At 59.9% G+C, this 20,371-nt stretch carries 19 protein-coding genes; 3 read left to right on the top strand and 16 right to left on the bottom strand.

Annotated features, from left to right (window positions below; all coding sequences use genetic code 11):
* Positions 1 to 16: 16 nt before the first annotated feature.
* On the top strand, positions 17 to 364 hold the full coding sequence (locus BWP39_RS29580; RefSeq protein ID WP_096725732.1) for a response regulator: 348 nt from the start codon (positions 17 to 19) through the stop codon (positions 362 to 364).
* A gap of 53 nt (positions 365 to 417) precedes the next feature.
* Here the strand turns inward: BWP39_RS29580 and BWP39_RS29575 are convergent, their stop codons facing one another.
* The 4 genes from BWP39_RS29575 to BWP39_RS29560 form a co-directional block, all read right to left on the bottom strand.
* Positions 418 to 1,347, bottom strand: coding sequence for a LysR substrate-binding domain-containing protein (locus BWP39_RS29575; protein ID WP_096725731.1), 930 nt, complete (start codon positions 1,345 to 1,347; stop codon positions 418 to 420).
* Between the two features lie 101 nt (positions 1,348 to 1,448).
* The gene (locus BWP39_RS29570) at positions 1,449 to 2,678 is read right to left on the bottom strand and encodes a hypothetical protein (RefSeq protein ID WP_133116974.1); all 1,230 of its coding nucleotides are present in this window, start codon (positions 2,676 to 2,678) and stop codon (positions 1,449 to 1,451) included.
* A gap of 69 nt (positions 2,679 to 2,747) precedes the next feature.
* Complete coding sequence (locus BWP39_RS29565; protein WP_157915199.1) at positions 2,748 to 3,755, bottom strand: lipase secretion chaperone; 1,008 nt, start codon at positions 3,753 to 3,755, stop codon at positions 2,748 to 2,750.
* A 1-nt stretch (position 3,756) separates the two neighbouring features.
* Positions 3,757 to 4,920, bottom strand: coding sequence for an esterase/lipase family protein (locus BWP39_RS29560; RefSeq protein ID WP_157915198.1), 1,164 nt, complete (start codon positions 4,918 to 4,920; stop codon positions 3,757 to 3,759).
* 417 nt (positions 4,921 to 5,337) lie between these two features.
* Here BWP39_RS29560 and BWP39_RS29555 point away from each other — a divergent pair, with 417 nt between their 5' ends.
* Entirely contained in the window at positions 5,338 to 6,921 is a 1,584-nt protein-coding gene (locus tag BWP39_RS29555; RefSeq protein WP_096725727.1) for an inorganic phosphate transporter, read from the top strand.
* Positions 6,922 to 7,085: 164 nt separating this feature from the next.
* Here the strand turns inward: BWP39_RS29555 and ppk2 are convergent, their stop codons facing one another.
* Entirely contained in the window at positions 7,086 to 8,009 is a 924-nt protein-coding gene (gene ppk2 / locus BWP39_RS29550; RefSeq protein WP_096725726.1) for a polyphosphate kinase 2, read from the bottom strand.
* 250 nt (positions 8,010 to 8,259) lie between these two features.
* Here ppk2 and BWP39_RS31660 point away from each other — a divergent pair, with 250 nt between their 5' ends.
* Complete coding sequence (locus BWP39_RS31660) at positions 8,260 to 8,460, top strand: hypothetical protein (protein ID WP_133116972.1); 201 nt, start codon at positions 8,260 to 8,262, stop codon at positions 8,458 to 8,460.
* A gap of 27 nt (positions 8,461 to 8,487) precedes the next feature.
* Here BWP39_RS31660 and BWP39_RS29545 read toward each other — a convergent pair whose 3' ends face one another.
* From BWP39_RS29545 to BWP39_RS29495, 11 genes are all read right to left on the bottom strand, one after another.
* A complete protein-coding gene (locus BWP39_RS29545; RefSeq protein WP_096725725.1) occupies positions 8,488 to 8,904 on the bottom strand; it encodes a universal stress protein in 417 nt (138 codons plus the stop codon).
* 150 nt (positions 8,905 to 9,054) lie between these two features.
* Positions 9,055 to 9,399, bottom strand: a complete 345-nt coding sequence (locus BWP39_RS29540) for a hypothetical protein (protein ID WP_096725724.1) — start codon at positions 9,397 to 9,399, stop codon at positions 9,055 to 9,057.
* Positions 9,400 to 9,454: 55 nt separating this feature from the next.
* Positions 9,455 to 10,090 carry a GNAT family N-acetyltransferase gene (locus BWP39_RS29535; protein ID WP_096725723.1) on the bottom strand — a complete coding sequence of 212 codons (636 nt, stop codon included), beginning with the start codon at positions 10,088 to 10,090 and terminating at the stop codon, positions 9,455 to 9,457.
* 178 nt (positions 10,091 to 10,268) lie between these two features.
* Positions 10,269 to 10,910, bottom strand: coding sequence for a glutathione S-transferase family protein (locus tag BWP39_RS29530; RefSeq protein WP_096726253.1), 642 nt, complete (start codon positions 10,908 to 10,910; stop codon positions 10,269 to 10,271).
* Positions 10,911 to 10,971: 61 nt separating this feature from the next.
* Entirely contained in the window at positions 10,972 to 13,158 is a 2,187-nt protein-coding gene (locus BWP39_RS29525) for a prolyl oligopeptidase family serine peptidase (RefSeq protein ID WP_170043917.1), read from the bottom strand.
* 181 nt (positions 13,159 to 13,339) lie between these two features.
* Positions 13,340 to 13,732, bottom strand: coding sequence for a VOC family protein (locus tag BWP39_RS29520; protein ID WP_096725721.1), 393 nt, complete (start codon positions 13,730 to 13,732; stop codon positions 13,340 to 13,342).
* A 24-nt stretch (positions 13,733 to 13,756) separates the two neighbouring features.
* Positions 13,757 to 14,641, bottom strand: coding sequence for a bifunctional helix-turn-helix transcriptional regulator/GNAT family N-acetyltransferase (locus tag BWP39_RS29515; protein WP_096725720.1), 885 nt, complete (start codon positions 14,639 to 14,641; stop codon positions 13,757 to 13,759).
* 48 nt (positions 14,642 to 14,689) lie between these two features.
* Positions 14,690 to 16,792, bottom strand: a complete 2,103-nt coding sequence (locus tag BWP39_RS29510; protein WP_207557178.1) for a S46 family peptidase — start codon at positions 16,790 to 16,792, stop codon at positions 14,690 to 14,692.
* Between the two features lie 375 nt (positions 16,793 to 17,167).
* The gene (locus BWP39_RS29505) at positions 17,168 to 17,926 is read right to left on the bottom strand and encodes a hypothetical protein (protein ID WP_133116971.1); all 759 of its coding nucleotides are present in this window, start codon (positions 17,924 to 17,926) and stop codon (positions 17,168 to 17,170) included.
* A 338-nt stretch (positions 17,927 to 18,264) separates the two neighbouring features.
* Complete coding sequence (locus BWP39_RS29500) at positions 18,265 to 19,245, bottom strand: AAA family ATPase (RefSeq protein ID WP_207557177.1); 981 nt, start codon at positions 19,243 to 19,245, stop codon at positions 18,265 to 18,267.
* A 266-nt stretch (positions 19,246 to 19,511) separates the two neighbouring features.
* The gene (locus tag BWP39_RS29495) at positions 19,512 to 20,276 is read right to left on the bottom strand and encodes a hypothetical protein (RefSeq protein WP_133116970.1); all 765 of its coding nucleotides are present in this window, start codon (positions 20,274 to 20,276) and stop codon (positions 19,512 to 19,514) included.
* Positions 20,277 to 20,371: the final 95 nt, after the last annotated feature.

Raw genomic sequence — 20,371 nt, 5'->3', positions numbered from 1 at the left:
AAGCTCTAGGATAGTCATGACAACGATACTGCTGGTCGAAGACGACCTCAACCTGCTGCGTGCACTGGAAACACTGCTGAAAGGGCATGGCTATCGTGTGCGGACGGCGGCAGACGGCATGCTGGCCATCCGCTCGGCGTGCGCGGAACGCCCCGATATTGTCGTCTCGGACTGGATGATGCCGGGCATGGACGGCATTGCGCTCATCGACGCACTGAAAGCCGTGCCGCAACTTGCCGATGTGCCGGTTGTGTTGACATCGGCGGTAGGATCGCCGCCGACGGTCGCGATCAGCGGGTTTCTGCGGAAGCCGTTTCCTGCGGCGACGCTGCTTGATCTGCTAAGGCGGATTGCCAAGCCGTAAGCACCACCGCACGGCGGGACTTCATACCTGCGCCGCACCCGTCTGGCGCCCTCTCACAGCACCAGCGGCACCCCCGACGAACTATCCAGCACACGCGCCGCCAGCCATACCTCCTGCCGCAGCCAGTCGCGAAACAGCGTGAGTTGCGGCAGATCGCCCTGCTCGGGGCGCGTGACGAACCAGTACGACTGATGACCGTCCACATGCACGTTCAACACCGGCACCAGCTGGCCGCTCGCCAGTTCGCGCGCGATCATGTGACGGTCGGCAATCGTAATACCCAACCCGTCGATCGCCGCGCGAATCGCCAGATCGAGCAGATCGAACTCATAACCGCCCGTCGTATCGACGCCCGCAATTCCGGCTGCGTTCAGCCAGTGCTGCCAGGTCTGATAGCGCTGGTCGTCGCTGGCAAGGACGTGTAGCAGCGTGAACTGGTTCAGATCGATCGGCTGTTGCGCAGGCTGCCGCGCCAGCAGCGCGGGCGCGCACACCGCGATATGCCGCTCGTTCATCAGCAACTGCTGGTCCAGCCCTTCCCATTCGCCGTTACCGAAACGGATCGCGCAATCGAGCACGGCCGATTCAGCGAGATTGTCCTCGACGCGCGTCGACAGGCTCAGTTCCAGTTCGGGGTGCTCGTCGCGCAGACGGCCGAGCCGCGGCATCAGCCAGCGGCTCGCGAAGGTAGGCGGTGCATTGATGCGCAGGCGGTTGAGGTGGGTTTTCTCCTGAATGCTGCGCACCGTCAGCTCGATCTTGTCGAACGATTGCTGCAGCGCCTGCAACAACACGCGGCCCGCCGCCGTCAGTTCGAGCCGGTGATGGTGCCGCTGCAGCAACGCTTCGCCGAGCTGCTCCTCCAGCTGCCTCACCTGCCGGCTGACCGCGCTCTGCGTAACGTTCAGCTGTTCGGCGGCGCGCGTGAAGCTGCCGGTGTGTCCGGCAACCTCGAAGGCTTTGAGCGCGTTCAGCGCGGGCATCTTTCGTTTCAAGGGCGTCTCTGCGTGCAGACTCTCGGCGTAGTGGGCTCACCAGCCGGCCCTATTTTACGCGCGCCCCTGACGCCCCAGTGTGCCGCGCGCTATTGCGTCTTCAACGGATCGATCTTGCCGGCGTCACAGCCGTCCGGATACGGATTCGGAACCTGCACCTGTCCGCCAAGCGCGGTTGCATAAGGTGTCAGGTTATAGGCGACACCCTGCAGCCCCTTGAACGCGACGAGCGCCGCGCTGCCGAGGACCGAAGGCTGGGTGGCTTTTGCAAGCTCTGCATCGCTCATCGGATTTTTCGCCGCATCGAAGATCTTCTGAATCCCGTCGAGACCGTACGCATCAACCGATCCGTCGAGATCGAAGATCGGAATATCGGTCGCGCCGAGTCCGGCCAGCATCCGCACGTCGGCAACCATGTTGTTGACGTCGGAATACCCGCCTTGCAGCTTGCCGGCGTTGCCAAGCGTCACCTGCCCCGCCGCGCCGAAGTATTTCTGCATGCTCTTGTATTGCGCCGCAACGAAGCCTGACCCGAGGTCGATAGGACCCTGAGCGCGATACGCCTGAATGAACAACTGGTCGTAGCCGCCCTGGAACACGGGGCCGAGATTCAACATGTCCTGCAGCGCCATGTTGCCCGCGTCCAGATCCGCCGGGACGAACGGCAACGGAGAGCCGACGATCTTCACCCCATTGTCATGCGCATAGGAAATCGCCTCTGCGTACGTCTTGACCGCCGCGCATTGCTCTTTCGGATTGAAGTTCAGGGTCTTCAGATCATTGATGTCCGGATACTTTCCGTGCAATGCATCCGTGAAGATCTTCCATCCAATCGGGAACTCGAGATCCAGCGCAATCTCGTTGATCTGCAGGTTATTGTCAGTCTCCCATTTGATCAACGCCGCAACAGCGGCTTTCTCATACTGGGCATTCTGCTTGTTCGCAAACGTATTTTCGGAGAGCGGCAGCAGGATCCACGCATTGATCGGTACGCCCTGTGCGTTAGCTTCCTTGATCAGGTTCAAACCGTCATCCCGATGCGTGACTCCATCCACGGTGCCGAAATCCGCTCCGTACACGACCGCGAGGTTCAGGAAGCCATTCTCTTTCTTCAGGAGCTTCCAGAGATCCGGCGTGAAGTTCTGCTTTTGCGACGGGCACGACAACGGGTCGCTGCCGGGAATCACGCAGAGCGTGGGATTTTCGCCGGCCCAGAATCCGACTCTCGTCGATGGGCCTGCAATGGCAGGTGCTGCGCCGGTAGCGCAGATCATCGCAAGCAGAGCAGCAACAAACGGTCTGGAAGTACGTAAGCCCATGACATGTCCCTCGGAAGAAGCAAGCGTTGTTCACTACGGTCCAGATAGCGGAATGGCCTTCGGCAAGCGTCAGCGGTTTCCGGCATCCGAGAGGTAGGCATGCAACACCTCGGTACGATCACCGAAGTATTGCTGTCTCAATGCATCGATCTGCTGGGTTCTCTCGGCATCGGATAAACCCGGTTGCTGGCGAATCGCGTCTCGCTGCACGGCGTACCCGTCGTAGCGATTTTTCCACTGCGTGTCCTGTTGCCGGCTTTGCAGATAACGCTGGGCGACGTCGGCGCCGAAATCGGTTGCGATCCTGCTGGCAATCGCATCATCCGTTGCGCCCTGTGCGTTCATGCCTGCAATGAGCTTGCCCAATGCCGCGGGTTTGCCGGCTGCCGCGAGTTGCGTCTGCTCGTTCTTCGGCAGACCGGCGTTCAGTGCTTCCAGTTGCCGTTTCCGCTCGTCGGCACTGAGTGACGTGTCCGACGCGATGCGCATTTGCGCCAGCGAAAATTCGGCATGCCGGTTCTCGTCACCGAACCATGCGCTTGCGACGTCAGGCAGATCGCGGCTCTGCAAAGACTCCCGCGCAGCCAGCGCGCGTTCGACACCATCGAGCTGCGTCGCATCGCCAACCGCACCCTGAGCCGGCGTGCTCGCCTCCGCCAGATACCGCCGATAGCGGTCCCAGAGATCTTCCGCCTGCGACAACGCGGCACCCTGTATGCGCGTCTCCATGTCACCCCTGACGAACTGCCGGAGTCGCTCGTCCGATTTCAACTCGTCCTGCGCGGCGAGGAAATAGTCGAAGTAGTCGCGCAACGCCTTGTCGCGGATCAGATCGCCGTGCGAATCAGCCCGCAGGCCATCAGGCACCGGCACACCGGCCAGTGACGCTGGTCGGATCGCTGGATGCGCCGCATAGACAGGCTGCGCCGTAGCAGGACGGCTGTCGCCACCGGCCTGCGCCAGCGCGATCTCCGGTGCCCTGTTTCCTTCCCTGAATGGATGGACGGCGTACAGGGAGATCAACGCAATCGCGCCTGCTACGCCACACGCTGCGATCGCGGGAAGCGGCAGCCGCATCTCAAACACCATCCGCTTTCAGGCGACGTGCCTGATTCAGCAAGACCGTCACGGGATCGGCGGTGTTGTAGTTCTTCAGTCCGAGCGGCTGGTTGACTTCGGTGGCATGGTTCCACAGATAGTCGGTCGAGATGATGCTGCCGAAGCGCGCACTGCACACGGGAACGAGTCCATCGCTCTCACCGGTGTTGAGCTGCGACGCAATCCCCAGCAAGTTGCCCACGACGAAGCCAAGCGGAAACGACAGGTTCGTGTAGCTGCCGACCGGGCCGCCCTTGCCGGTCCATGAGTAAAGAAGCGTCCGGTAGGTAGCAGGTGTCGATTGGCCCGACACGGTGACCTGTCGGTCCTCATAGGCGGCGCCGCTCGTCTTGCAGTCTGCCCCGAGGCCGGATGCCGAGCCGGGCGCGAGCGACGCATCCAGCTGCTGGTTGAGTTCGGCCGAGCCCGCCGACGAAAGACTCTTTTGCGCGCCCAGTGCGTCTTGTGGCAACGCGAATCCGGAAACGAGATTGGTGATGAAGCCCGACGCATTCAGCGCAAATAAAACCGCGTCGACCAGCAGCGAACCACCGGGCAGTTTCTGAACGGCACTCAATAGCGTGCCGACATCGTCCGAAAGCGGAGCGCCGCGCAACGGAGCGGCGATCGTCGTGATGGATGCCACTTCGTCCGGGTGCAGTGCCGCGACGATCCGCGAAGCCTGGCCGCCCTGGCTATGCGCAATCAGATTGACCTTCTTTGCGCCGGTGATCATCTCGACCTGTTGCACGGCCTTGTACAGCTCGTCGCCGCGTACGGCATCGCTCTCCCATGAAGACAGCGTGGCCGTATAGACCGTGGCGCCATGATCGCGCAGCGGCTGGACCATGCCGTACCAGTAGATGCCAATCGCCTTGTCCAGGTTCGACAGGATGTCGAGCGGATTGAGCGTATCCGCGCCCACTTCGCCAAAGCCAATCTTGTCGGTTCCTGCAACGCCGTGGACGAGAATGATCGGATAGCGTGTTGCCGCCGAAGTCGCGTCGTCACTGTTGACGTTGTCGGCGAACACGCCGTTCGAAAACAGCACGCTCGCAGCAACGAGTGCGAGTTTTATCTGCCTGCGTGCGAGAACCGGTTTCGCTGCATCGGCCCGATCTCTACTTCTGAATTGCGTTGTCATTTTCATCGTCTCCCCTTCGGTTTCGTCAGAGCGTGCAAGCGTTTGCGCCAAAGCCTGTGGCACGCATGGAAGTGGCAGCGCAAATTCGGACAGCTAGATAATCGGAACGCGTCGGCCCGATTATCACGGCCCCCCCCATGGACCACAACTCAAAAAAGTATCAACGTGCTTTTTTGTTTTTCGTGGTGTGGCACCGCCTCCAGTTCCGATCCATCGCCGCGCAAATCTGCCTTTCCCGCGAACCCCCCTGAATCTCTCGCCCTGGGGCAAATCCGGAGGTGTCCGGACAACCATGCCGCATAAGCGTCAGCAACCTTACGCCCATATAAGGGGCATACCCGACACCGATTTGTCATCTTCACGACACACGCCCCCACCACGATCGAAGTCCCCGCGACCCCACATGAGACACAGGCCATGCCGGAACTTTCGTATCCGCAGTCGAACGCCCCTGCCGGCCGTCGCAACATCGGCCTTTTTATCTTCCTGCTCGTCATCGCCGGCGGCGCCGCTTACTGCGCGACGCATCTGCTCGACGACCTCGCGCCGGTGCGGCAGTCGTCGCTGCTGCCCTATCTGCTGCTCGGCTTCGCGCTGGTCATCGCGCTCGGTTTCGAGTTCGTCAACGGTTTTCATGACACGGCGAACGCTGTCGCCACGGTCATCTATACGCATTCGTTGACGCCGAACCTCGCGGTCATCTGGTCCGGTACGTGGAATTTTCTCGGCGTGCTGACCTCGACCGGTGCGGTCGCGTTCGGCATCCTGCAGTTGTTGCCCGTCGAACTGATCCTGCAAGTCGGCAACGGCGCCGGCTTCTCGATGGTGTTCGCGCTGCTGATCGCCGCGATCATCTGGAATCTCGGCACCTGGTACTTCGGTCTGCCTTCATCGAGCTCGCATACGCTGATCGGCTCGATCATCGGCGTCGGGCTGATGAACTCGATGCTGCATGGCGCATCGGGTACGAGTGGCGTCGACTGGAACCAGGCGCTCGGCGTCGGCAAGTCGCTGGTGTTCTCGCCGATCATCGGTTTCCTGCTCGCCGCACTGCTGCTGCTCGTGCTCAAGGCACTCGTACGCGTGCCCGCGCTGTATGCCGAGCCGAAGGGCAACGAACCGCCGCCGTTCTGGATTCGCGCGCTGCTGATTCTCACCTGCACCGGCGTGTCGTTCGCGCATGGTTCGAATGACGGCCAGAAGGGCATGGGCCTCATCATGCTGATCCTGATCGGCACCGTGCCGACCGCCTACGCACTGAACAAGGCCGTCACACCCGCCGAATCGCAGACCTTCGTCGCTGTCGCAGAACAGGCGTCGACATCGCTGGCGAAATATACGAACGGCGCACCGCCTTCGACCAATCCGCGTCGCGATGTCGAAGACTATGTGCGCACGCGCCAACTGACGCCAGCCACCGTGCCCGCGCTGCAGCAGTTGACGACCCAGATCGGCAAGCAGGTTGGCGACTCGGGTTCGATGGCGAACGTTCCGCAAGACATCGTCGATAACGTGCGCAACAACATGTATGTCGCGTCCGAAGCGATCCGTCTGATCGACAAGGCAAAACAGCCGGCATTCGCGCCCAACGATGCAAAGGCCATCGACAACTTCAAGAAGCAGACCGATCACGCGACGAAGTTCATTCCGACGTGGGTCAAGGTCGCGGTAGCGATCGCGCTAGGGCTCGGCACGATGGTCGGCTGGAAACGCATCGTGGTGACAGTCGGCGAGAAGATCGGCAAGCAGCATCTGACCTACGGCCAGGGTGCATCGGCCGAACTCGTTGCGATGGTGACCATCGGTGCCGCGGATATGTACGGCCTGCCGGTATCGACGACGCACGTGCTGTCGTCCGGCGTAGCGGGCACGATGGCGGCAAACGGCTCGGGGCTGCAATGGAACACCGTGCGTAGCCTCGTGCTCGCGTGGGTGCTGACGTTGCCAGTGTCGATCGCGTTGTCGGCGATGCTCTACTGGTTGTTTCGCCAGGTGTTCTGAACGCATGACGCGGTAGCCGGTGCACATGCGCCGGCTACCGCAAATGAAGGACGAAAGATTAAAGGTGCATCAGCGATTGAGCAGCGCGGTTCGCCGCGCTGCTTTTTTTTGCTGTCCACCTGTCCACCGGCGAACATCAGTGGACGCATACGCGTGCCGCGTACTCAGTAGATCTCGGGCACGATGAGTTCGGTCGGCACCGGCTGGCGGATGTATTCGGCGTGGTGCACACGCTCGGGCAGCGAGACGCCCGGATGATCGATCTCGTGATACGGCACCTGGCTCAGCAAGTGATGAATGCAGTTGAGCCGCGCGCGCTTCTTGTCGACGGCCTGCACGACCCACCACGGCGCTTCGGGAATGTGCGAACGCTGCAGCATCACTTCCTTTGCATGCGTGTACGCTTCCCAGCGGCGCCGGCTTTCCAGATCCATCGGGCTCAGCTTCCATTGCTTCAACGGGTCCTGAATACGCGCCTGGAAGCGGATTTCCTGCTCTTCGTCGGTGATCGAAAACCAGTACTTCAGGATCTGCACACCGCTGCGTACCAGCATCTTTTCGAACTCGGGAACCGAGCGGAAAAACTCTTCGTATTCATCGTCGGTACAAAAACCCATCACGCGTTCAACGCCTGCGCGGTTGTACCAGCTACGATCGAACAGCACCATTTCGCCGCCTGCCGGCAGATGCGTCGCATAGCGCTGGAAATACCATTGCGTGCGCTCGCGATTGCTCGGCGCCGGCAGTGCCACAACGCGGCACACGCGCGGATTGAGCCGTTGCGTGATGCGCTTGATCGCACCACCCTTACCTGCCGCATCGCGACCTTCGAAGATCACGACCATCCGGTGACCGGTCTTGACGATCCAGTCCTGCAGCTTCACGAGTTCGCCCTGCAGGCGAAACAGTTCGCGAAAGTAGGTCTTGCGCGCATCGCGGGCTTCGGGCGTCATGCCCGCTGCGCCGTCGAGCAGGCGGTCGTCCACTTCCATTTCGAGTTCCTCGTCGTACGCGTCGACCAGGTCTTCCTCGAAGCGACGTTGCCGCTCCGCCAGCAGTGCTTCCGGTCTCTGATCCTGCTCGTTCATCGCGATTCTCCTTGGCGGCGGAAATAAGAGGGTAAGCAGTACGCCCGTGCAGCGCGGCGTCAACCGGCGATTATCGGCTTAAGCGATGTCAGCCGTATTACTTTGCCGGATGGAGGGTTGGGTGGCCGTTGAGAAGCGGAACGGCTCGTGACGCGGCGAATACCGCTATTTTGCGCTTTCCGGGGCCTTCTTTACACGCCGGATATACGCGTACTGACAGAATCGCCGGATCGATCAGCGAGGCTTCACCATGTCCAGCCTGAATATTCGCCGCGGTACGGCGGCACCACGCGTTGCCGGAATGACCGGCCGGCAGACCCGCCGGCGTTACCGGTTTGTGCTTACCGGAGCCGCAACGGTTGCGGCAGTGATGGCGATCGCAGCCGGACAACCGACGGCTGGAATCGCGATCTATGTGGTGCTTACGCTGTCGTTTGTGTTTTTTTCCTGAGCGTCTTGAGTGGCCGGCAGGTAGTGGCTAGTGAAGCATCGTCACCGGAGTAGTCGTGTGTCTCCACAGGTTGGCGAGCACGATCAGTCTGCGGAAAAAACCGAAATGGCTGGCATCGATCACCACGACATCCGATTGAGTCGTGGCCGCGTAGGCGGCAATCGCTTTCGTGCCGTGCCCGAACACGCGCTTCCATTTGTACGGAACGCCGGCATCTTCGAGAATCGAACGTGCCTCGATCAGCGGCGCGAGCATCGCGTGTTTCTCTTTTCGAAGCAGTGCGCTGCGCGAGTGAAACGCTGCGGCGCGTCCCTGATCGACCGGCTCTAGCACCTCGAGCAACTCGACTTCGGACACGCAGTGCTCGAGAAACATGAACGCTGCATAGCGCGCGGCCTGTACCGCACCGCCGTGATCCACCACCGGGATCAGCATCTTTAACATCGAGTGCTCCGATTCGCTTGAAGAAGCGATGATGACCTTCTCATTGCAGCACGCGCCGCATCAAGGTACCGAAAAACGCTGGGGGAAACGTATAAAGATCTCGTCAACGGCGCGTTCGAGCGCTGCGTCAGGAACGCTGTTGGAACGCTGTCAAGCGCCAACCGCCGCAGGATTCAGTTCGATATGCAGGATGACGAGCCAGCGCTTGGGACAATCCACGGCAATTTCCAGCGTATTGCCGGTGTCACCCGGGGTTTTGATAAAGCCCTTCTCACGCGCGAAAGCAAACGCGCGACGCGCATCGGCCTGCAGCCACATCGTCACGAGGCCGCATGTGACGCAGCTAAACACCATGATCGTCTGATGCGTGAGGTTGGCGTCCACCTGTTGCGCAACGTACGTAAACGCAGTGGTCAGAATCTGGTTGGCCACGAAGGCGACCACCATGACCTTGGCAAATCCTCTAAAGATCGAGGCGGTTCGGGAGTGGGCCATCGGTGTAACGGGTCCTTCTGAAGCGTGGGAAATGATTTTTTAGTGATGTGCCCGATCACGCGACACGAGCCAGCGCATGATGCGGGAGCTCAAGCCGATGCGACCACGTGGCGAGCGTGCGAGCGGCCACCGGCGGTTTGTGCAGGATCGCGCTGTCGTAGCGCTTGCCGTCGAACCGCATGAAGTCGCCAATCCGGAAACCTTGCCGGCGATAGAACGCGATCAGATGTGCGGCGGGCTGCGGCGTATCGAGCGCCAGTTCCGCATAGCCGCGCGTAGCGGCCCAATGTTCGGCAAACGCCAGCATGAACGCGCCGATACCACGCGACTGCCACTCGGGCTCGACGCCGATCTGCCGCACGCTGGCGACATCGTTCTGACGATATAACTCGCAAGGCGAATCGCGATCGGGCGCGTAGAGCGTCATGGTGCCGACGATCCGCCCATCGCATACGGCGACATGGCAATCGCCACTCAGCGCGCGCGCCTGCGTGATGGAAACCGGTTGATCGACACACGTGCAGTTCAGTCCCATCTCACCGAGTCGCGCGAACGCACGGTGCAGCATCGCGGTCAGTTCATCGAATGAATCGCGCGTCGGGTCGAAGCGACGTAACGTGATATTGCCCATGCCGCGATGGACATAGGTGATCGGTACAGGTCGCTTCATCGCTACACGTTGCTGCAACATGACAACCTCGTTTTCGCATCACGTTGCACGAAGTTTAGGTTTGGCCTGTTGCAGCGCGCAAGAAAAAATCCCGTAAAGAATTGAGCGGGCGACTGCGCCAGTCGCCCTGCTGTGATGGGGGTTTACGCGTTTTTTATGGTTTATCGCGCGAACTTGACGCCATGTAGATACGCAATGCTCACGTCAGCATCGGTGTCATGTCGGGGTCGCCCTTTTTCATCGCCCGACGATACGCATCGCGGGCACCGATGCGCTGAAGATACGCGAGGATATTCGGGTAAGGCGAAAGATCGAAGGGCAGAAAAATCCGCATCGTCGTGAATGAGAACACCGTCACGATATCCGCTGCGGTGAATGCGTTTCCTGCCAGATACGCGGTCTCGCCCAGGCGGCTTTCGACCAGATTCAATACGAGGTCGAGCCGCGCGCTCGACCATTTCAAGGTCGGATTGTCGACGGGCAGATCGACACGGCTCAGTATCATGCTGCGCCCGAGATTAGGTTGAAGCGAACCGTTTGCGAAGTGAAACCAGAACAGATAGTCGGGGAACGTGGGATCAGTAGCAGCCGGTACGAGGCCGCCGCTACCGTGCTTCGCGATGATGTACTCCATGATCGCAGTCGATTCGGCCAGCACGATGTCGCCGTCCGAAATGATCGGCGCCGTACCCAGCGGATGCAACGCCTTGTACTCAGGCGGCCCAAGCCGGGTGACCGGGTCGCGGTTATAGATCTTCAATTCGTAGGGAATCGCGAGTTCTTCGCAAAGCCATACGATGCGCTCGGACTGCGATTTACCCAGGTGGTGGACGGTCAGCATGCTGGTTTCTCGATAGTTGATAAGTGGACGAACCGCGTTGCGCGGCCCGTCCATCACTGCGTTATTGCTTCGGCTGAAACCCTGCTTCACCCATCTGCCACAGCGCGAACGACCATTCGTCGGCGAGCTGGTTGGCACGTTGTGACACGCTCGAGCCAATACCGTGACCCGCATCGTAGTCGATGCGCAACAGCACGGGCCGACCGCTGCTCGTCGCAGCCTGAACCCGCGCAGCCATCTTCAGCATGTGCCACGGCGAGACGCGCGGATCGTTCGCGCCGGTCGTGAACATGACAGCGGGGTAAGGTGTGCCGTCATGCACATGGGCGTAGGCGCTCATCGCATAGAGCCCGTGAAAACCCGCTTCGTTCGAAGTCGAACCCATCTCGGGCACATTGGGCGGCCCGTTCGGTTCGGTCTCGAAGCGCAATGCATCGGACAGACCAACGTCATCGAGAATGACGCGGAACAGGCCCGGGTTGATTTCCATCGCGCCGCCCATGACGATACCGCCCGCGCTTGCGCTGTTCGCCGCCAGGTACTTCGACTGCGTATAGCGCTGGTCGATCATGTGTTGCGCGGCCGCGATGAAGTCCAGCATCGTGTTGATCTTCGTGAGCTTCTGCCCCGCGCGATGCCAGGCGTCACCGTATTCGCCGCCGCCGCGCATGTGCGCCACGGCGATGATGCCGCCGCGATCGATCCAGCCCTGCCACGCCGGACGATAGGACGGATCCATCGATACGCCATAACTGCCGTAGCCATAGACGATGGTCGGATTCGTGCCGTCCCGCGTCACACCTTTCTTCGCGATGATCGATACGGGGATGCGGGTACCGTCGTAGCTGGTGGCGAACTCGTCGTGCGCCTCGATATCGTCGGATTCCGTCTTCGAAGGCGGCACCAGTCCGGTATCGGTCGCAGCGCTCGCACCCGGGGTGTAGCTCAGTTCGCGGGGCGCCTTGACCCAGCCCTGCAGGCTGAACAGCAGACCGGGCGAACGCGGATCGGTGGTGAGATCGCTCACCGAGCCGGAGAACGGCAGGCCGATGGGCTGGCTGTCCTTGCCGTCGAACGAGACGTGCCGCAGCTGGAAGGTGGCGCCCGAACGCTCGCCGAGATACATGCCGTCGCTCGCGACGTCGAACGCATCGAGCACGTTCTCGCTTTCAGGCACGACCACGTTCGCATGGGCGATGTCGGGATGAGCGAGCGATGTCGAGAGAATCTGGAAGCGCGGTGCACCCTTCTCCGACAGGACATACAGACGATCGCCGCGAAGACGTACGTCGGTTACGCCGTCCTCAGGTGTGGCGATCTTCTTCCACGGCGTCTGCGCACCGTGAATCTGATCGAGTCGCGCGACGTAGAAGGTGTTCGGGTTGTTGTCTACGTTGTGATTCGACACGGCCACCGCATAGGGCGAATCGGGTGCCAGCAGGACATAGGTGGCCTGTCCTTCGGGTACATCGACTGAGGCGGACACACCGCGTCCGAACACCGCTTCGTCGCCTTCGCCGTCGGTATGCTGACCCAGCACGTGCAGGAAGGTCACTGCGTTGTACTCGCTCAGCGCAGGCGGCGTATCCGGTCCGGTTTTCGGATAGCGCAGGTAGAAGAACGACTTGTTGTCGTTGCGCCAGGAGACAACGCAGTCGCTCGTGCGGTCGATGCTTTCCTGGAGCTGGCTACCGGTCTGCAGGTCGACGATGTGCAGCACACTCTTTTCCGAACCGCCCTCGGAGACGCCATAGGCCACATAGCGCCCATCCCACGACGGCGAGTACCAGTCGAGCGCAAAGTGATGTGCGCTGTCGGTAGAGAGCTTCGCCGGGTCGACGAGGATATGTTCTTCGCCCTTCACACCATCGCGATACGCGAGCTTGGGCAGATTGGTACCCGGCTCCAGCACGTGGTAGAACAGCCGGTCGCCGCGACGGGTAAAGGCATATCGTTTCAGGTCGCCGGCCATCAACGCCTGAATGTGCGTCGCCAGCGAGGCACGATCGGGAATACTGTCGATCACCTTACGGGTGTAGGCGGCCTGCGCCTTCATCCAGCTCTGCACTTCCGGATCGCTGAGGTTCTCCATGTAGCGATAAGGGTCGACGACCGGTGTGCCAAAGTACGTGTTGGTCACCGGACGCACGGGCGCCACCGGTTGACCCTCCGCCGACCAGGACAGGCCTGGCGTGGCGACGAACGTCAGCGCGAGCGTCGCGGCGAGTAAACTTTTTGTTGGCTTCATTTGGACTCTTTGAGTGACGAGGCGCCGCAAGATTAGCGCGACTAACGTGTTCGCCACAATAGAGTGCAGCCTGATCTGGTTCGGATGGTTGCCAAAACGTAGGGGTCGGAAGCGATGAAGGTTGCCCGCACACCATGCGCGAAGCATGGTTGCGTCGGTCGCTGACACCGACGCTTTGCAACTACGCCGACGCTACGGCATCCGGATGCTCGGAGATCGAGAGTACGTTGCCATCCGGGTCGGCAAACCACGCAATCCGGGCGCCCGATGGCGAAGTCCAGATGCCAGCATCGCTCTGCTCCAATGGCGGATAGCGCTTGAAGACGACACCTTTAGCGCTTAGTGTGCGTGCTTCGTGCTCGATGTCTCTCACACGCCAGCCAAGTATCGTGTACGGAGCCGGCGTAAATTCATGCAGCTTGGCGATCCGTATCTGGGTCCCCTGCGATGCCACGACCAGCGCAAACGGATCGTCGCTTACAAAGCGTAGCCCCAGCACATCCTCATAGAATCGACGCGCTTTGGCTGCATCGACTGTCGGAATGAAGCCCATCACCTCGCCGTCCGCGACCATACCCTGCTCCCTCAAGTGGTTTGTTCAGGTTAGTTTCTTTTCGAACCAGTGGTGTGCGTAAGGCTCCGCACTAAACGCATCGACCTCTATGTACCCGCAGCGTCGATAGAGATTGATCGCTTCGGACAGCGTCCGGTTTGTCTCCAGACGGATAGCGCGTGCGCCGCTCTTTCGTGCATGTTTCTCGGCTTCATCGAGCAAACGCCGTCCCACACCGAGTCCACGCACCGATAAACTGACCCACATCCGCTTGAGTTCGGCCGGCGACTTCTTGTGAAACTTGAGCGCGACGCAACCCACGGGATTGCCGCGTAGCCGCGCAACGATCAGTGCGCCGTTCGGCGCCGTCAGTTCATGCGTGTCGGCAGGCAGGCTCGACGACGGATCGAATCCTGCTTCGAAGCGCTCGTTGAGTTCGGTGAAATATTGCTCGAAGCACCAGCGCGCATCGTCGCTAGCCGGATCTTCGATCTCGAAGCGTATCAACGACGGTTGCAGCAGGCGCTCTACTTCAGCCATTGCGGCGAGCAGCGCCATACGATGGCTTTCGCTTAGCGGATCGAGCACGCGAACGGCTACGGTGTCCGACAACCGGTCGAGTTCGGCTCGTTCCTTGAGCCCCAACCGCGTAAGGACAGCGCGACGTACCCGGCGGTCATCGGGGCGCGCCTCGATCGCCACGAGCCCCTGGCGTTCAAGCGATGCAAGGATGCGGCTCAGATAACCCGAGTCGAGATCAAGGCGTTCGCGCAGTGCCCGCAGATCGGCGCCGTCGGGACCGATTTCCCAGAGCAGACGCGACTCGCCCATTGGACGGCCGCGACCGAGGAAGCTGTCGTCGATCGCGCCGATGCCCTCGGCCACGATGCGGTTGAAGCTGCGAACCTGCTGGATGTCGAGCGTTTTCATGATATCTGACTCTAGTCAGATATCATGATGCCGTCAACCACGAGTCCCTTATTGCGGCACTTTCACCTTCATCTCGTCGAGCAGGTTGTCCGCATGGTCGAGGTGGTGCATTACCCACAGCATGTAGCGCACATCGACCTGAATCGAACGGGTTTCAGCGGGATTGAAGAGCCAGTCGGAACTCGTGCCTTCCCACACACCGTCGAACGCGAGGCCTACCAGTTGACCATTGCGGTCTATCGCCGGCGAACCGGAATTGCCGCCAGTAATATCGAGGTCGGCGAGAAAATTGACGGGCAGCGAATTTCCCGCCGGTGCCAGACCGTCGAACGCCTTCGCGCGAATCGCTGCCAGTTCTGCAGGTGGTGCATTGAACGGCTCTACGCCCGTGGTTTTCTGCACGATGCCGTCGACAGTCGTGAACGGTGTGTATTCGACTGCGTCGCGTGGTTTGTAACCTTGCACGGTGCCAAACGTGACACGCAGCGAATTATTCGCATCGTGATAGACCGGCAGTCCACGCGACGCGTTAAAAGCAATCAGCGCTGCCATGTAGCCCGGGCGAGCCGTCGTTTCGTCGCCAGCAAACGTCTTGTTCTGATGCTCCACGACAAGCAGATCGGGTATCAGATCACGCATCAGCTTGATCCAGGTATCGTTGCTGGCATCGATCTGCGCAGGCGTTGCGGAAAGCAACGCGACGCGTGTTTTGGTATCGGTCAGCGAAGTACCGGCATAAAGCGCCGCAACCTTTTGCGTGATGCCGGTCTGGTCGGTCACACCGCCAAGCCACCGATCCAGCGCAGGCAGACGCTCCGCGGCCGGGAGCTTCACATAGCGCTGCAACTGGTAGACAAACAGTTGCTGATCCATAGCCGGATCGAATTGCTGGTCCAGCCCTTGCTGCGCACCGAGCAGGCGAATTTCGTCACGCTTCTGGAAGCCGTCTTCCCGTTCGAGATCGGGTTTCTGCTTTTCCTGGGCAAGGCGCACGATCTGATACGACGCGTGGAACAGCCCGCCGCGCTGAATCATCCCCAGCACGAAATTACGTTCGCGCAGTTTCAGGTGTGCATCGATAAGCTTACGCAGATTGACGACATCAGCCTGCAGCGCGGCGCCGTCAAGCGCACCGCCAGGCTTTTGCTGGGTGAGCCATTGATCGAGCGCGGCTTCCTGCGCGCGTTTGGTGGCCAGCGCATTGCTACGCGCGAGACCCTCGAGATTACCCTGATAAAGCTTCATTGCGTTGTTGAGCCCAGCGACAAGGCTCGCGTACTTGACGCCGACCTCCGGGTTTTTTTTGCTGGCCGCATCGACGAGAGCGAGCATATCCGTAGCCATGCCGATTGTTGTCGGATATTCCCAGTCGATCGCGCTTTGCAGTTCGTCGGCTAGCCGATAGCGATCCGTGTTGTAGGGATAGCCGGCCACCATGACGAAATCGCCAGCCTTGACGCCCTTCGGATTGAGCGTCAGCCAATGCGTCGGACGATAGGGAACGTTGTCCTTCGAATACGAAGCCGAGCTACCGTCCTTAGCGACATAGGCGCGTAAATAACTGAAGTCGCCCGTATGGCGCGGCCACATCCAGTTGTCGATGTCGCCGCCGAACTTGCCGATCGACAACGGCGGCGCATAGACGAGCCGGATGTCGCGCAGCTCTTTCTGGCGAATCAGCTGATAGTCGTAACCGTTGCTGAAGGTGTAGACGTCGCATCGATAGCCCGGTTGTTCGCAGCCGTTGACGATGCGCTTCTTCGCCTCGTCAATGGCAACGAAACGCGCATAGCCGTCCATGTCCGGCTTCAGTGCGGCATTCACCTGACTCGTGACGTCGCTGATCTGCTCGGTCACATAGACGCGTTGGGTCGGATCGGCAGGCAGTTCCTCCTGCTTCGTATGCGCGAGAAAACCGTCGTTGATCAGGTTCTTCTGCGGCGTGGAGTTAACCTGCAACGCGCCATATCCGCAGTGATGATTGGTGACGAGCAAGCCGTCGGGCGAGACGAACGATGCGGTGCAAAAACCCAGGCCGACAACAGCGTCTAGCGGCCATGATGTCAGTGTTGAGAGTTGTTTAGGATCGAGCGCGAGACCGCGTTGTTGTAACTGACCTGCGAGGGTGGGAAGTTGCGACGGCTGCCACATCCCTTCGTCGGCGTATGCGTTTTGATGGATAACCAGTGCAGAAGTAATAAGCGTCGCACCTGTTGCCAGCCAAGTCCTTATGAGCATTGTGTCCTCAAGTGTTTTGTCGTGACGTCGTTCGTCACCCCGGTCGGGGAATCGCAACGTACGAAGCGACCACGAATGCCCTGTTTGGCACAGCAAAGAATCTGCGCGGTCGCTGTAGGCGCAAAGGCTAACGCAGGCGATTCCTTGCCGCAATCGTTGTTTGAGGGGGTGAATGCGAAAAGAAAGCTACAGCGATCGGAATTGTTTCGCGAAACGACAAGGTCAACGCGGCTTGGTCAAACCGAGTGGACCATGCCGAGCTTGGTCAAACCGAGTGGACCATGCCGATCAAGGTTGAGACGCTGCATCCGGCTTGACGACCACAGCAACCGGTTGCCCCGATCCAAATGCCTGCTGAAACTTCGGCCAGAATTCCTCGCCCCAGACTTGCATCTTCGCGAGATAGGCAGCTTTCGCAGGAAATCTCGGAGCGTTCGGTGCATGCCAGTCCGATTCGCGGGCGGAAAGCGCCGTGTTGGAACTGATCCCTTCGACTTCGGGATTGAACAGGTAAGAAACCTCGAGAACACCCCATGTTTCTGCGCGCGTGAATCGGACATCGACCATGTCCTGCGGATAGGTCACGCCCTTCGCTGCGAGATCACCCGCTGCGGCGCGGTCGAGCCCGGCGATCTTGACCGCGCGATCCGCCCACTGCTGTAGAGGAGGCGTGAAATAGTTATTGATTAGCCAGCATCCCTGATGATCAAACGCCGTCACCGAATCCAGATACAGATAGTTCAAATCCGGATTGCCAGTCGTACAACCGCCCGCCGCAGGGAAACCCGCGCCCGGTTGATCGTCGCTGCGCAATGCGAACAGTCTGATCGCACCGACAAGCCGTTTATGCTCGATTCGCCCGAGAAAATAGGCCATTCCAGATGCACGGTGCGAGTGAACCGTGCTGTTCGCAAGCACCGCCCATTGTCCTGGAGGTAGCGGAACATTGAACCCCACGACCGGGATCAACTGCCGGTAGGTCCGGCCCAGCAGTGCGCCATCGAGACCGGAGATATCCAGCCTGGCCGCTGCGCCTGGGACTGCCATTGAAATCGCGGCCGTTGCTGGCGCTCTCGTGGTGAGATTGGTTGCTGCAGCCGCATTTTGAGGAGCTACAGGCTTCGCCCTCGTCGTAGCACTTGCAATCGTTGCTGGCGTGGTGACCGCGGGCCTGGCCTCCGCAACGACCGGCGGCGGCGAATGGTAGGTCACCGCCTCGGGCAGTGGAGGCGCAGGGATGACATCGGCCTCGCGCCACTTAGGAGGAAAGCACACCACAACGACTGTCGACAACGCCGCTGCCGAAACGCATAAGCGCCACACGGGCGCGCGTGCCCACAACGATTTGCCTTGAGTGTTCGACAGGTTGGATACGTTTGGACTCGTCATTGCGGCTTGGCGATCACGCCTCCCTCCGCTGACACGAGCGCGACCTTGGTATGGCCGTGCTCCTTTGCATCGATGAGTGTGTCCGCCAGCGATTCTTCGACCGCACGGACGAGATCGCGCGACGACGCACCCGTACCTAGCCGGCTCTGACGTCGCATCATGTTGATGAGAATATCTGGATCGATGCCTTCATCGGCCACATCGAGGCCGTAGCTCTTGATCATCGCTTCGATTTCAAGCGCTGCAACGCGGGCGATGTCCAGACCTGTGAGCGATTTAAAAACGAAAATGCGATCAATACGATTGAGCACCTCGGGGGCAAAGCCCGCCTCACCGAGCGCATTCGTAGAGGCACGCCTCAGTTCATCCGCATCGTCTGCGAATCGCTCGCTCAACGCATGAAGCGCGTCGGTTGCGGCATTCGTGGTTAGCATGAAGATCGCGCGGGTCGTCGAAATCTGCTTCCCGTCCGATGCCTCGGTTACAAAACCATCGTTCCACGCCGTCAGGAAATTCTTGTGAACCTCGGGGTGAGCTTTTTCGATTTCATCGAGTAATACGACCGCATCGGGAGTGTCGCGCAAAGCAGCGGTAAGCTTGCCATAGGAATTCGAACCAATGTATCCCTTCGATGCGCCGAACAATTGAGTAGCTCCATGTGCGCCGCTCGAGAACTGCGTCATATCGAAGTGCAACAGCGCACGACCGAGTTCCGCCGCCAGACTCTTTGCCAGATAGGTTTTCCCGGTCCCTGGTGGCCCTGCCAGCATGAACACACCGATCGGCTTGTTGCGCTGCCGGAGTGCGAGACGGCGACGAATTTGCGCCGCGATATCGTCGCAGACAGCGTCCTGACCGATCACCTTGCTCTTTAGCCCACTCGCGAGTTTCTCCGCATCGAGAATCTGCGGCTCGGGTTCCTGGGCAATTTTCTGCTCCAGAATGCGTCGATTCGTAAGCCTGTCCAATGCGTCCATTAACCACCCGCCTTGTTTGACATCGCCGTATTCAGTTCGATGCCGATCGTGAAAATAGCCTGCAAAAACGATTAACCAGAACACTACTGCAACTGCAAAGTCGATCCACGCGTGTCCGCGCAAAAATGCGGCGACATCGTGCGCATGCTGTTCGAGGTCCGATCGCGCGGGCGCGTGCTGAGACAAGAACTGTCCCAACGCAACGCACGCCATCACAAGAAAAGCGAGGGGCGCGTAACGCGTTGCAAAGGAGTTGAGCCAACGCATCAGTTTGTCCTGACATTCAAGGTAAGTACCTGCCCGACGCTCATGATCGGCAGGATCGCTTGCGCAGATCCAGAGCCAAGGCCGACGGTAATGCCGCCGCCGTCGCCATCCCTTATACCGACGATGCGAATCTGTCCACTCGCAGACACAGGAACTGCGAACGTGATGCCGTGTTTGGTCAGCGTGACCGTTCGCGAATAGCCCGCACTATCGATTCGAACGACGTCACCGTCTTCGACGTCGCTGTCCCAGAGGCGCACCCACACGAGGGCCGGCTGCACAGCCGGTGTGGCTGGAGCCGCCAGAGGCTGCGCAGCTGAAACTGGAGTTGGTGCGACATCGGTATGCGCGGCAGCCGTAGTTGCGTTGTCGCCGGGGCTCTTTGTCGACGGCAAATCAGCAGGGGCCGCACGGGTAGGGGAAGTCGTCGAACTCAGTGCAAATTGCTGACGCAACTTTGATTGTTCGTCTAGCGTTAAATGCATGGAATCGACAGCAGTCGAGAATTCCGCGGCAGTAACCTTCGATACTGGGAGATATTTGATTGCCTCGAAAGCCTCAATGCGTAATTTTTGATTCGACTCGCTAACGTCGTCGCCTGAATCTCCAGCGAACATTGGGGTTCCCGATGTGTAGAAAACTCCCGACGCAATGACACCAGCAACGACCACCGCTGCAAGCGCAGTCTTTGCCAAAATAGAAAGATTTTTGTAATGCCCGTCAGTCTGTGAAGCAGGTTGTAAGTTTTGTGGTTCCAAGCTCATTGGAAGCATCCCCTGGGATCTTCTTCTATACGAATGCAGTACCTTCGCTTCAGGTCTTTTTACGAGTTGAGCAGAGGATATCCTGAACGCGATGT

Source organism: Paraburkholderia acidicola (assembly GCF_002362315.1).
In the GTDB taxonomy this organism is placed as follows: Bacteria; Pseudomonadota; Gammaproteobacteria; order Burkholderiales; family Burkholderiaceae; genus Paraburkholderia; species Paraburkholderia acidicola.
The sequence above is the reverse complement of the archived record's forward strand: the minus strand, read 5'-3'. Positions and strand labels throughout refer to the sequence as shown.

Coding starts and splice junctions, on each gene's coding strand:
- BWP39_RS29570 (WP_133116974.1), bottom strand. CDS start 2,678: ATGGGCTTACGTACTTCCAGACCGTTTGTTGCTGCTCTGCTTGCGATG.
- BWP39_RS29520 (WP_096725721.1), bottom strand. CDS start 13,732: ATGGTCGCGGACGGCGAGGTGATGGGCTTCATTCCGACAGTCGATGCA.
- BWP39_RS31660 (WP_133116972.1), top strand. CDS start 8,260: ATGTCCAGCCTGAATATTCGCCGCGGTACGGCGGCACCACGCGTTGCC.
- BWP39_RS29580 (WP_096725732.1), top strand. CDS start 17: ATGACAACGATACTGCTGGTCGAAGACGACCTCAACCTGCTGCGTGCA.
- BWP39_RS29535 (WP_096725723.1), bottom strand. CDS start 10,090: ATGTTGCAGCAACGTGTAGCGATGAAGCGACCTGTACCGATCACCTAT.
- BWP39_RS29545 (WP_096725725.1), bottom strand. CDS start 8,904: ATGTTAAAGATGCTGATCCCGGTGGTGGATCACGGCGGTGCGGTACAG.
- BWP39_RS29565 (WP_157915199.1), bottom strand. CDS start 3,755: ATGCGGCTGCCGCTTCCCGCGATCGCAGCGTGTGGCGTAGCAGGCGCG.
- BWP39_RS29540 (WP_096725724.1), bottom strand. CDS start 9,399: ATGGCCCACTCCCGAACCGCCTCGATCTTTAGAGGATTTGCCAAGGTC.
- BWP39_RS29495 (WP_133116970.1), bottom strand. CDS start 20,276: ATGAGCTTGGAACCACAAAACTTACAACCTGCTTCACAGACTGACGGG.
- BWP39_RS29560 (WP_157915198.1), bottom strand. CDS start 4,920: ATGACAACGCAATTCAGAAGTAGAGATCGGGCCGATGCAGCGAAACCG.
- BWP39_RS29525 (WP_170043917.1), bottom strand. CDS start 13,158: ATGAAGCCAACAAAAAGTTTACTCGCCGCGACGCTCGCGCTGACGTTC.
- BWP39_RS29515 (WP_096725720.1), bottom strand. CDS start 14,641: ATGAAAACGCTCGACATCCAGCAGGTTCGCAGCTTCAACCGCATCGTG.
- BWP39_RS29530 (WP_096726253.1), bottom strand. CDS start 10,910: ATGCTGACCGTCCACCACCTGGGTAAATCGCAGTCCGAGCGCATCGTA.
- ppk2 (WP_096725726.1), bottom strand. CDS start 8,009: ATGAACGAGCAGGATCAGAGACCGGAAGCACTGCTGGCGGAGCGGCAA.
- BWP39_RS29575 (WP_096725731.1), bottom strand. CDS start 1,347: ATGCCCGCGCTGAACGCGCTCAAAGCCTTCGAGGTTGCCGGACACACC.
- BWP39_RS29555 (WP_096725727.1), top strand. CDS start 5,338: ATGCCGGAACTTTCGTATCCGCAGTCGAACGCCCCTGCCGGCCGTCGC.
- BWP39_RS29500 (WP_207557177.1), bottom strand. CDS start 19,245: ATGGACGCATTGGACAGGCTTACGAATCGACGCATTCTGGAGCAGAAA.
- BWP39_RS29505 (WP_133116971.1), bottom strand. CDS start 17,926: ATGGCAGTCCCAGGCGCAGCGGCCAGGCTGGATATCTCCGGTCTCGAT.
- BWP39_RS29510 (WP_207557178.1), bottom strand. CDS start 16,792: ATGTGGCAGCCGTCGCAACTTCCCACCCTCGCAGGTCAGTTACAACAA.